An 11,893-nucleotide genomic window follows, 5' to 3' on the forward strand; every position below is an offset into this window, starting at 1 on the left:
ATAACTTATGATAAAGAAAAGTAAAAATGATGAACTATTAGAAAAGAGTGATTTATTAAAAGATAACAAGAAAATAAATTCTAAAGTAGAAGAAGCTCTTTTAAAAGTAGCTTTAGGTTATGAATATGAAGAAACTGAAATGATAGCTAGTAAAGGTGGTAAAGCTTCAAGAGTTAAAAAAATTAAGAAAGTAGTTCCACCAGATACAACGGCTATAATATTTTGGCTGAAAACAAGGAATCCAAATAAATGGAGAGCTAGATTAATGATGGATGAATAAATTATAAATTTAAATAATTAAGCGAGGTGAGGTGACTATGTAGAATGGCAAGACAAAGAAGTCCGGATAGTTTAAAAGCTGAAGAATTGTATTTAAAAAGTAATGGAGAACTAGAGTTAGTTGAGATAGGAAAACAATTGAATGTTTCTCCAGGGACAGTCCGATCTTGGAAAAATCGTTATAAATGGAGTGATAAATTACAAGGAAATAATAGTGCAACGTTGCAAAATAAAATAATACCAAATAAACGCAACGTTGCAAAGAATAAGAAAGATAAAAAGATTAATGGAGTAACAGGAGCAAGAAAACGCAAAACCAACACAAATGGCAAACGTGGGGCACCAAAGGGCAACAAAAATGCAATAGGTAATAAAGGTGGAACAGGTGGACCTTTAGGCAATAAAAAAGCTGAAAAGCATGGATTCTTTTCAAAGTATTTACCAGATGATACTTTAGATGTTATTCAGGAAATAGAGAAAAAGAACCCATTGGATATTTTGTGGGAAAATATTATTATTCAGTATGCAGCTATTATAAGAGCTCAAAAGATAATGTTTATAAAAAATCAAGAAGATACAACTAAGGTGTTAAAGAAACAAAAGGAAACAACTGGAGTAACAACAGATAGTTGGGAGAAAGAATATGAATTACAGTTTGCATGGGATAAGCAAGCGACATTCTTAAATGCACAGAGTAGAGCGATGAGTGAGTTGAGAAATCTAATCAAACAATATGATGAAATGCTTAATGCTAACTGGGATATAGCTACTGAAGAACAAAAATTAAGAATTGAAAAGCTTAAAGCTGATATAAATAAAGATGATGGTAAAGACAAACCTATAGAGATACTAATCAAGAGGAAGGGTGAGGATTAGTGGCTATAGAAAAAGAAGTCAATCCACACTTTGAAGATTTTCTGTTTGATTGGAATTATAAGTTTTACTTTTTAGTTGGAGGTTATGGATCATCTAAGAGTTACCATGTAGCTTTAAAATTAATACTTAAACTATTACAAGAGAAAAGAACAGCTTTAGTAGTAAGAGAGGTATATGATACCATCAGAGATTCATGCTTTTCTTTATTTGATGAAATAATAATTGAAATGGAATTAGATGATAGGATTAAATGTGTTACTTCTCCTATGCAAATAAGATTCTCTAATGGTTCTAAGATAATTTTTAAAGGCATGGATAAACCAGCTAAACTTAAATCTATAAATAATGTTTCTATAGTATGGATAGAAGAATGTTCAGAAGTAAAGTATACAGGCTTTAAAGAATTGCTAGGAAGATTAAGACATCCAATATTAAAGTTACATATGATTTTATCTACTAATCCAGTATCAAAGAATAATTGGTGTTATAAACACTTTTTCATAGATAATAAAAAGAAACTTTTCATTTTGGATGATAAAAAACTTTATAAAAGAAGAATAATCATTAAAAACAATATTTATTATCATCATAGTTTAGCTGATGATAATTTATTTTTGCCTAAAAGCTATATAGAACAGTTAGATGAATTAAATGTATATGATCCTGATTTATATAGAATAGCTAGAAAAGGAAGATTTGGTGTTAATGGTAGAAAAGTACTACCTCAATTTGAAAAATCTCCACATTATAAAGTACTTGAAGCTATTCATAGTATTAAAAGGCCTATTTATAGAGTTGGGATGGACTTTGGATTTGAAACTTCATATAACGCCATAGTTAGGCTGGCAATAGATAGTGAAAATAAAATTTTATATATCTACTGGCAATACTATAAAAATCAAATGACAGATGATAAAACTGCAATAGAAATATCAGAATTTAAGAAAACACAGGAATTAATCAGAGCAGATAGTGCAGAACCTAAGACTATTAAATATTATAAGCAAGAAGGATTTAATATGAGAGGTGCTAAAAAGTTCCAAGGAAGTAGACTTCAAAATACTAAAAAGATTAAGAGATTTAAGAAAATAATTTGTTCAGAAGATTGTCCTGATGTTATAGACGAATTAGAAGATTTAACTTATGCAGTAGATAAAGATGGAGAAATTATAGAAGATGAATTTAGTATAGATCCGCATACATTTAGTGCAATTTGGTATGCACTTGATGGCTATGAAGTATCTAATTTGAAAGAACATAAATATGATGAATCGTTATACAACAAAGGAAAAGGAGTTATTAAAAATACAACTACTGATCCATATGGAAGGAAAGGAGGTACAGTGTTCTAGTGGAAAAACAATCAAAGACAATAAGAGATACATTATTAAAACTTCCAAACAATGAAATAGCTGAAAGAAAACGTGTATTTATTGATTATTACTATTACAAAGGAAAATCTATAGACTTAGAAAAGGCAAAGCAAAGCCCAGAACTATACGGTCAGAACTGGCAAGTGGATGATAATGTTGATTACAAACCTACTCAGGATATTAGGAACAAGGTAAAACCTCTTTTGAAGAAACAAGCACGTTGGATGTTTGGTAAAAAGCCTACTCTAGTATTTAAAGCAGATGATTTAAAAGATAAAGAGCAATGTGAAGAATTAAGAAAGTTTATTGAAGATGTTTTTGAATATAATAATTTTTGGAATAATACTAGAAAAGCTTTCTTAGAGGTTATCATAAAGAAAAGAGTGTTATTGAGAGCGGAAGCTAATCCCGGAGAACCAATTGTAATTAAGTATGAAAGTATAGAAGACTTTTATTACAAAGAGAAGAATGGAAAGTTATTAAAAGCAATTTTCTTTGAAGAAGATGAAATGAATGTATTTAAAGAGCAAGACAAAGATAAAATATATTACCTTCATACTTATTATTATAAAATAGATGAAAAAACGAAATTACTTCAAGCTTGGTATAAGAAAGAAACATATAAGAATACAGAATTACAAAAGGAATTAACAATAGACCAAAACACAGGATTTTCTACTATTCCATGCTGGTTAATACGCAATGGCGGAGAATTAAATAATACTTTTGGAGAATCAGATGTTACAGATTTAAGAGATGCACAAAATCAGTACAACAGAAGGAATTCAGATTTTGCAGACGCCTTAAAGTTTCAAATGTTTGGCTCAGAGGCTATTATTGATGGTAACGAAGATGATGTAAATAAACTTAATATTGCACCAGGAGCATTACATGCTATAAAAACTAGAGATGAACTTGCAGAAAATGGTGCACAAGCTACAATTCAAAGGCAGGAATACAATATAGGTAATAGTGAAGCTATGAACTCTTATCTTGATAGAGCTGATAGTGATATGAAAGAGACATTAGATATGCCTAAAATAAGTGATTTAAACAATATCCCTTCAGCAAAAGCAATGATTTATTTATATAATGACTTAATTGCTAGATGTGAAGAAAAGTTTAATGATTGGGAAAGACCACTGTTATCTCTAATAAATTTTATAATTGAAGCAAGCTCAATTTGCTATCCAGGAATATTTGATAAAGCTTGGGTAAATATGAATTATACTAAGCTTATTAAGCAAAATTATCCTATTCCTAATGATTTAGATGAAAAGAAAAAACTTGCAATAAATGAAGTAGAAGCAGATGTAAGAAGTAGAAAGTCATATATTAAAGAATATAGTGATGAAGAGGATTCAGAAAAAGCTTTTAAAGAAATATTAGAAGAAAAAGCAATGATAGTTAATTCAGAATCTGATCAATACAATAAAGCTTTAGATGCTGAATTGGATAATATAGATGATAAGTCTAATGTTGGTAATGAATAATGAATTTATACCAACAAAGAGTATTAGAAGCTAGAAAAGAATTTTTAAAGCTTAATAACAAACAAGAAAAAGAGTTATTAAGAATATATCAGGAATTAGCTAAGCAATTAAGCAATGATATAGCTAATTGCAGAACTATTTCCAAAGATGCTTATTTAAAGCATTTAAAAGAAATAGTACAAGTTAATATTAACCAGTTAAACTCTCGACTAAGTGCAATAATAAAGGCTAATATAGAAACTAGCTCACAAATTGCAAGTGCAGTTGAGAATTTTTATTATCAACGGATTACAGATGATATAGCCTTATCAGCAATATTTAATAGAATGGTTTTAAATATATCTAGAAAAACTGTAAGTAAGCTTATTCAAGGCGGATATTATAAAGATGGTAAAACATTAGATCGAAGACTATGGAGCGTCACTAAAAGCAATGCTAAAGATATAGATACTTTAATTAAAGTCAATGTATTAAAGGGTGCTAATGCTAGAGAATTGGCAAAGCAAGTAAATAAGTATATTAATCCAACTAAAGTATTAAAAGCTCATGCATTAGAAGATGGAATGAGTAAAAAGATAGCATATCAATCACAAAGACTTGCTAGAACTTCAATTACTCATGCTTTTAGTGAAACAACGATTGAAAATGCTAAAAATAACCCTTTTAATAAGGGAATAAAGTGGAACTTGAGTGGAAGTCATTATATAAGAATGCATGGGAAAACAGATATTTGTGATGAGTATAATGGAAGGATATTTAAGCCTAATGAAATTCCACTTCAACATCCAAACTGTATCTGTTATTTTACAGAAGAAAATGAATATATATACAAAGCAATTGATGAATTAAAAACATGGAGCAGAGGAAATACTAATTCTAAGCTAGATAAATGGTATGAAAAAAATTATGATTTGATGAATATATAAATAAGAAATCTAAAGTAGAAAGATAAATATGAATAATTTATGTTAAAATCATATGGAATAGAAGATTAAGGATACTTACTGAATAAAATGGTAGGTATTTTTTTATCATGATTAAAATAGGAGGAAGTTATGAAAATAGATTTTGAGAAATAGAAAAAAATTTATTAACATAGGGAAGATATTATTATTTAAATATAGCAAATTAATTAAACAATTCATAAGACTTACTTTGGTGTCATTGAAAATAATACAGCAGGTGATTTATAATATAAAAAGATAATTAAAGGAGTGGTTTTATGAAACAAGGAATAATATATACTATTTCACTAAATATAGAAGAAAATAATAAAAAGTTTTTTAGATATTATTATACTAAATGTTGGGATAACCATAAACCTAAAATTATAGCAATATTATTAAATCCTTCAAAAGCTACATTAACAAGAAATGATAAAACATTAGATTTTTTAACGGAATATTTTATAAATAAAGGATATGGTAGTATGACAATTCTTAATTTATTTTCTTTTATGTGTACATGTTCTAATAAAATATCAAATACCAAACAAGAATATGAAAAAAAGAATTGGCAATATGTAAAACGATATATAAATAAAAATAAGGAAAAAGATTTTTTTATTGGTTGGGGAAATAGTTTTTATTCTATTAAAAATGATAAATTTATACAGAAAGCAAAGGGTAAAAAGAAAGATATAGAAAGTTTTTTTAGGAAGAACAAGTTAAAAGATAAAGTATTTTGTTTCAGATCACAGTGGGGGAAGGCATTGCATCCATCTAGATATAAAGAAAATTGGGAATATGGCAAATATTTTTTGAATTAGTGATTTAATATTATTAAAATTAAAGTCTTAGAGATAAGACTTTTTTATTTTTGTCTTTTTTAAGATTAAAGACGTTAAAGAATAATTTTAACAGCTCTAAAGTGGTTCAGTAGCACGTTAAAAACTGTAATTAGAGATTAAGGAGGAAATATAACAATGGCAAAACTTAAAGAAATATTAGGAAAAGAGTTATTTAAGCAGCTTTCAGAAGATAAGCAAAAAGAGTATAAGAACAAAGACTTAGAGGATGTAAGTGGTGGTAATTATATACCAAAGCAAAGATTTGAGCAAGTAAATGAACAGGCTAAGGAATATAGAAAACAAGTTGGAGAAAGAGATACCCAAATATCTAAACTCAAAGAAGAATATAAAGATGTTGATGGCTTAAAAGACAAAGTTACTGAACTTGAAACTGCTAATAAAAATCAAAAGGAAACTTATGAAAAACAGTTGAATGATATAGCTTTCAATAATGCTTTAGAAAAATCATTAGGGTTTTTCAATGTTAAGGATAAAAAGCTTATTATGGCACTTATAGATAAAGATAAGCTTAAAGTTGATGGAGAAACAGTTATAGGACTTAAGGAGCAGATTGAGCCACTTCAAAAGAGTCATGAGTACTTATTTGAAAAAGAAATAAAAGGTACTGGAACATTTGGTACTGGCGGAGGTAAAAATCCAGAACCAACTAGTACTAACTTTGCTACAGAATTAGGGAAACAAAAAGCAGAGGTTATGAAGTCTAAAGGGTTAACAGATTTTGCTAAATAAAGGGAGGTATGAAGAATGAAACAATCAAGCTACACAATAGGAGCTAAACAAAATAAGCTAAGATTAATTGCTGGAGATCATTTTATCACGTTACCATTGAAAATTAGAAAAGGTGATGTTAAAGATTTACTAGATTTAAATGAGGTTCTATTAGCGGGTATGTTAATTACTAAGGAGGGAAAACCAGTAACATCAACAGTAGATAAAACAGATGCATTTGGTGTTGTATATCAAGATATATCTTTTAAAGGTTCAATGTCAGCAACCGCTAATAAAGAAGATGCGACAGAAGTTGTGCCAGTATTGGTTCACGGTGCTCTATATGAATCAGCAGTTAAGTTTAATTCAGATGAAACTATAAAATCAGTAGAAATGAATGCATTAAATCAAATAATTTTTGGAGAATAAAAAGGAGGAAAATATATGCCTAATTTAAAAGATTATATAAATTCAAAAAACATAGCTCTTTATATTAAAGAATTACCAACAGAACAAACCATAGATAAAGCTTTATTTCCAGATAAAAAAGTTAGTGGAACAAAGTTAGAAATGGCTAAGGGTGCTAAAAAGAAACCAGTAGCATTAAGAATGAGTACATTTGATGCAGCAACAAAAATGAGAGCATTAAGTGCAGACTTAACAGTAAAATCTACAGAGATACCTTTTTTCAAGGAAGGCATGGGAATTGATGAAACAACCAGAAGAGATTTACAAAATGCTATAGGTGCTAATAATGAAAACTTTGTGAATTCATTACTAGGGCAAGTGTTTGAAAATTATTCTAATTTAGTTGATGGTGCTAATATAATATCTAAAAAAATGAGATCATCAGTAATACAAAATGGATTATTAAATTTTACCTCAAAAGATGGAGATATTGTGGTAGATTATGGAGTACCATCTAATCATAGAGAGGTATTAACAGGTGGAGATAAGTGGACAAATCCTGATGCTGATATTATAGGTGATGTTAGAGCAATTCAAAAAGTTATTACACATGATCAATATGGAAAACCTAAAACATTATTACTTACTGAAAACACTTTTGATAGTACATTTTTAGTTAATAAAGCTATTACAAATCATATTAAGAATAGTAATTTGAATACTTCATTAATTTTAAGTCAAGCAAATTACATTCAATTTGTAAAAGAGGTACTCCAATTAACAGTTGTATTTTTAGAAGATGCTACTTATATTCCATCAGAAGGTGCTGATCCAGTTCCATATTATGCAGATGGTAAAGTAACACTTATGAGCGGAACAACTTTAGGAAATACAGTTTATGGTACAACTCCAGAAGAATTCGATAAGCAAAGTGGTTCAAGTAAATTAGATACTTATATAGTTGATAAAGGAATTGCGGTTACAACAATGATTAAAGAGGATCCTGTTAGTGTAGATACAAAAGTATCAGTAATGCCAATTGTAAGTTTTGACAGAGCAGACGAGGTATTCTTTGCAACAGTATATTAAAACTATTTTTTATTTTTAATAATGAAAGGATGATTAAAGATGGCTAAAAATAAAAAAAACACTACTGAAAAAACTTTTAATGCAGTAGCAAAACAATATATTAAATATGGTGGAAAACATATTAAAACGGGAGAAAAATTTAAAGTTAATGAATCGGATGTAAAAGAATTAGGTAAGTATAGTGAAATAGAAGTTATTGAAGAGGATAAATTTAACCAAGAGGATAACAAAGGCAACGAAGAGAATGAAGAAGGAGAAAATGGTGGTGAATAGTTATGGTTCTTACACCTTTAGAAACATTAAAAATAAACCTTAATGAAAGTCAGTATCCTGTATTTTCTGATGATGAATTAAATAATCTTTTAGCGGTTAATGATAACAATGTATTAAAGGCAAGTTGGAGAGGTTGTCTTATGAAAGCTAACACAGATAAAAAAATAAAAGTAGGACCTATTGAGATAGAAAATGCTGATCCTGATTATTGGAACAATCTTGCTAGTATTTATCAGGCTGATTATTTAAAATCTTTAAGTTCAGCTACAGTAACAACAGGATATAAAACATCTATGAGAAGGGCAGATGGTTGCTAATGGCTAAATTAAAGGCTAAAAAGATTATAGATGCAATAAATAAAGGAATAGAATTAAATCCAATATCAATTGAAATACGTGGAGTTAAAAAAATATTAGTTGATGGAGCATTTGAAGAAGTTCCATTTGAGAAAACTCTTAATGTTCTTATATATCTTGATAATAATTCAAACAAGATAGAAATTGATAGTAAAACTAAAGGTACATCTTATAGTAGTAATAAATATAAAATGATTGCTGATAAAGATGAAGATATAGAAGTTAATCCTAAAGAGTCTATTGAGTTTGACTGTACAGAAGGACACATGAAGATAAAGGCTGTGTACCCAATGGTAATTGAAGGTACTATTTGTGGGTACATGTGTGACCTTGAAAGGATAGATTGATATGAGTTTTAAAGCTATTGAATACATTACAAGAAAAAAAGCAGGTATGAGTATTTTATGTAATACAATAGCTAAAGGATTAGAAGCACAAGCTAAAAATACTGCTTACTGGAAAGACAGAACTTCTAATGCAAGGCAAGGAATTAGTGGAGGAACAAATGGCGGCAATGGTAACTACAATATATATTTAGAGCATGGTGTTGATTATGGAACGATATTGGAAGAAGGATCTAAACCGCATACTATAAACCCTAAGAATGGCAAGTACTTATATTGGAAAGGTGCAGCACATCCAGTAAGGCAAGTACATCATCCAGGAACAAAAGGGTTTAAGGCTTTTGAAAAAGTTCTACAAGGCAACAAAGCAATGGTTAAAGCTGCAGTTATTAAATATTGGAGTGATTAAAATTGAGATTAGCAATTAGAAATCAATTACTTAATGAAATACCAGAATTAAAAGAATGTTATGAGCCTAATATTCCAACTAAAGAAACTAAAAAACCATATGTAGTAACGGTAGCTAAAGATGATAATGATAACGGAGAAGTAGTTGGTTTTATAAGAAATATAGAGTTGTGGTTTTATGATAAAAAACTATCTTTTAAAAGTCTTGATATATTAATAGAAAAAGCTATTAAGGCATTAGATTTAAAAGTTATAACTAATCCTAAAACTGGAGATACATTTACATGTAAGTTTAATGGTGTAGTAGGACAAGATGTAGTAGACGTAGAATGGGATGCAAATGCAAAAGGAATAAGCTTTACCATAATAGCACTCCATGAAGAAGAAGAAGCTAACACAGATACTTGGCTAGATTCTTTAAATGATTATACTAAGCAAATAACTAATTATCCTGTATATCTAAATAACTGGAAACAAAACTTTGAAGTACCTTCTATACTTTGGAGAGTAAGTAAACAATCTAAAGAAAGGGAATCTAACGCTCTTATAAGAGAAAGTAAAACTCTTATATGCCACATAGCTAGCAACAACAAAAATGAAATTAATAAGTTATTAGATAGTATAGAAGATAAACTTATTATAGATTTAAAGATACCCTTAGATATAGAAGATAGGCGCTATCTTACTATAGAAACTATAGAAGAAGATAGAGAAGCGGATATGCTTAGTAAAGGACAACTAACAGTTAAGTTTTTTAGGAGAAAGATGGTAACAATTAATAATGGTCTTACTATAGAGAAAATCTATGGCAGAGGAAAATTGGAAAGAGAGGATTAAATTTATGGCCAATAAAGAATCTACAATAAAAGTAAAAGTAGATAATATAGAAATAAAATATTCTTTAGAGGATTTTAAAAATAATGCTGAAGCACTTGGCTACGAAAGAGAAGTAGTTGCAGGTGCTTTATTTAATTGCAAAGAAAAACAAATATCTAAAATAGAATTTGAAAACAGAGTTAAAAGCTTTTTAGGAAAGAAGGTTGAATAATGGCTACAGGAACTTGGAATGAAAAAGATAGAAAAAATCTACCTGGGTTTTACAATAGATTTAAGACAAAAGCGGAGGAGAGATTAGGTTCTGGAATACATGGTATTGTAGCAATGCCAGTAAAAAGTAACTGGGGACCAGTTAAAAAAGTTTTTTCTGTAAAAGATTTAAAAGAACTAAAAAAATTAGTTGGAGATAATAGTGATTTTACAGCTTATAAATTAGGAAGGCTAGCTATCCTAGGTAATCCTAAGGAACTATTGTTATGTAGACTAACAGATGGAACAGAAAAAACTGAAACATTAACATTAAAAAATGAAGATCAAAAGGAGTGTATTACACTAGAGACTAAATATCCTACAGATAGAAATTTTAATGTAACTATAAAACCCAATCTTATAGAAATAGATAAAAAAGATTTTATTTTCTATGAGGGCACAAAAGCATTATTTACTATAAATGCATTAAGCGGAGCAGTAGAAGAAATAATCAAAAAAATAAATTCTAATGTTGAAAATAATTATGTTGTAGCCAAGAAGGTAGCTGATGTAAATGGAGTATTAGAAAGTATAGTTAATATACCATTAACAGGTGGAAACAATGGAATATCTAATGTTACAAATCAGAATTACTTAGATGCAATGAGTGAATTTGAGAAATATAAAATTGATGGATTTTGTTTAGATGGTATAACAGATTCTTCACTTCACAATGCAGTAAAAGAGTGGGTTATAAAAAATAAAGAATTAGGTATAAATGTTATAGCGTATCTAGGTGGTGCTAAAGAAGAAAAGATTGAACAAGCTAATACAAGATCTAAGCAATTTAATTATGAAAATATAGTAAATATATACGGAAACGGAGTGTATGAAGGCATTACATATACTCCAGCAGAGACTGCATGTTATGTAGCAGGACTAGCAACAGGACAGCAACTAAAAGAAAGTCTATGTAATCAAAAGACTATTTTTGAAGATGTAGAACCAAAACTAAAAGCAAAAGAAATAGAATATGCTTTGGCTGCAGGAACCTTAGTATTATCTATAGATGATAATGATGTAGTAGTTGTAGATGATGTAAACACACTTAAAAACTATCCAGATGATAAATCAGATGTATTTGGTTCAATCCGTGCAGTTAAGTTTATGAATGCAGTAGATACTGATACAGCTATGAAAAGAAAAGGTTTTGTAGGTAAATTTAATAATGGTGATACAGGAAGGACACTTATAATATGTGCTTTAAAGAGGTATTTTGAGACTTTAGCAAAAGAAAATGTTATAGATAAAAATTTTACAGTTCAAGTTGATAAAGAGTTACAAGAAACAGCTAAACCAGAAGAATTTTTCTGGAAATGGGATGCTAAATACCTTGATGTTATTAAGAAAATTTACGGTACTGGATATGTAAGAAGATAGAAAGGGTGTG

Annotated in this window: 16 protein-coding genes; all 16 read left to right on the forward strand. The window is 28.9% G+C overall.

Going from position 1 to position 11,893, the window contains the following annotated elements; genetic code table 11:
* Positions 1–7 precede the first annotated feature (7 nt).
* Positions 8–280, forward strand: coding sequence for a hypothetical protein (locus tag ABDZ71_RS04830; protein ID WP_343759395.1), 273 nt, complete (start codon positions 8–10; stop codon positions 278–280).
* 44 nt (positions 281–324) lie between these two features.
* Entirely contained in the window at positions 325–1,155 is an 831-nt protein-coding gene (gene terS / locus ABDZ71_RS04835) for a phage terminase small subunit (RefSeq protein ID WP_343759397.1), read from the forward strand.
* Entirely contained in the window at positions 1,155–2,507 is a 1,353-nt protein-coding gene (locus tag ABDZ71_RS04840; RefSeq protein WP_343759400.1) for a PBSX family phage terminase large subunit, read from the forward strand. Before terS ends, ABDZ71_RS04840 begins: the two co-directional genes overlap by 1 nt.
* Entirely contained in the window at positions 2,507–4,021 is a 1,515-nt protein-coding gene (locus ABDZ71_RS04845; protein ID WP_343759402.1) for a phage portal protein, read from the forward strand. Before ABDZ71_RS04840 ends, ABDZ71_RS04845 begins: the two co-directional genes overlap by 1 nt.
* A complete protein-coding gene (locus ABDZ71_RS04850) occupies positions 4,021–4,947 on the forward strand; it encodes a structural protein (protein WP_343759404.1) in 927 nt (308 codons plus the stop codon). Before ABDZ71_RS04845 ends, ABDZ71_RS04850 begins: the two co-directional genes overlap by 1 nt.
* Before the next feature lie 296 nt (positions 4,948–5,243).
* A complete protein-coding gene (locus tag ABDZ71_RS04855) occupies positions 5,244–5,789 on the forward strand; it encodes a DUF1643 domain-containing protein (RefSeq protein WP_343759406.1) in 546 nt (181 codons plus the stop codon).
* Positions 5,790–5,945: 156 nt separating this feature from the next.
* Entirely contained in the window at positions 5,946–6,560 is a 615-nt protein-coding gene (locus tag ABDZ71_RS04860; protein ID WP_343759408.1) for a phage scaffolding protein, read from the forward strand.
* Between the two features lie 15 nt (positions 6,561–6,575).
* Entirely contained in the window at positions 6,576–6,968 is a 393-nt protein-coding gene (locus ABDZ71_RS04865; RefSeq protein ID WP_343759411.1) for a hypothetical protein, read from the forward strand.
* A gap of 15 nt (positions 6,969–6,983) precedes the next feature.
* The gene (locus ABDZ71_RS04870; protein ID WP_343759414.1) at positions 6,984–8,036 is read left to right on the forward strand and encodes a major capsid protein; all 1,053 of its coding nucleotides are present in this window, start codon (positions 6,984–6,986) and stop codon (positions 8,034–8,036) included.
* A 39-nt stretch (positions 8,037–8,075) separates the two neighbouring features.
* On the forward strand, positions 8,076–8,309 hold the full coding sequence (locus ABDZ71_RS04875; RefSeq protein ID WP_343759416.1) for a DUF7210 family protein: 234 nt from the start codon (positions 8,076–8,078) through the stop codon (positions 8,307–8,309).
* Positions 8,310–8,311: 2 nt separating this feature from the next.
* Positions 8,312–8,626 (forward strand): hypothetical protein, encoded by a 315-nt coding sequence (locus tag ABDZ71_RS04880; RefSeq protein ID WP_343759419.1) that lies wholly within the window; start codon positions 8,312–8,314, stop codon positions 8,624–8,626.
* Positions 8,626–9,012, forward strand: coding sequence for a hypothetical protein (locus ABDZ71_RS04885; protein WP_343759420.1), 387 nt, complete (start codon positions 8,626–8,628; stop codon positions 9,010–9,012). Before ABDZ71_RS04880 ends, ABDZ71_RS04885 begins: the two co-directional genes overlap by 1 nt.
* Position 9,013: 1 nt before the next feature.
* Positions 9,014–9,418, forward strand: a complete 405-nt coding sequence (locus ABDZ71_RS04890) for a hypothetical protein (protein WP_343759422.1) — start codon at positions 9,014–9,016, stop codon at positions 9,416–9,418.
* Positions 9,419–9,420: 2 nt separating this feature from the next.
* A complete protein-coding gene (locus ABDZ71_RS04895) occupies positions 9,421–10,254 on the forward strand; it encodes a hypothetical protein (RefSeq protein ID WP_343759423.1) in 834 nt (277 codons plus the stop codon).
* Positions 10,255–10,258: 4 nt separating this feature from the next.
* Complete coding sequence (locus ABDZ71_RS04900; protein ID WP_343759424.1) at positions 10,259–10,465, forward strand: YqzN/YkzM domain-containing protein; 207 nt, start codon at positions 10,259–10,261, stop codon at positions 10,463–10,465.
* Positions 10,465–11,883 carry a phage tail sheath family protein gene (locus ABDZ71_RS04905; RefSeq protein ID WP_343759426.1) on the forward strand — a complete coding sequence of 473 codons (1,419 nt, stop codon included), beginning with the start codon at positions 10,465–10,467 and terminating at the stop codon, positions 11,881–11,883. The genes ABDZ71_RS04900 and ABDZ71_RS04905 overlap by 1 nt, the downstream gene beginning before the upstream one ends.
* The last annotated feature ends 10 nt before the right edge of the window (positions 11,884–11,893 follow it).

The organism is Clostridium oceanicum, from assembly GCF_039521385.1.
Lineage (GTDB): Bacteria > Bacillota > Clostridia > Clostridiales > Clostridiaceae > Clostridium_F > Clostridium_F oceanicum.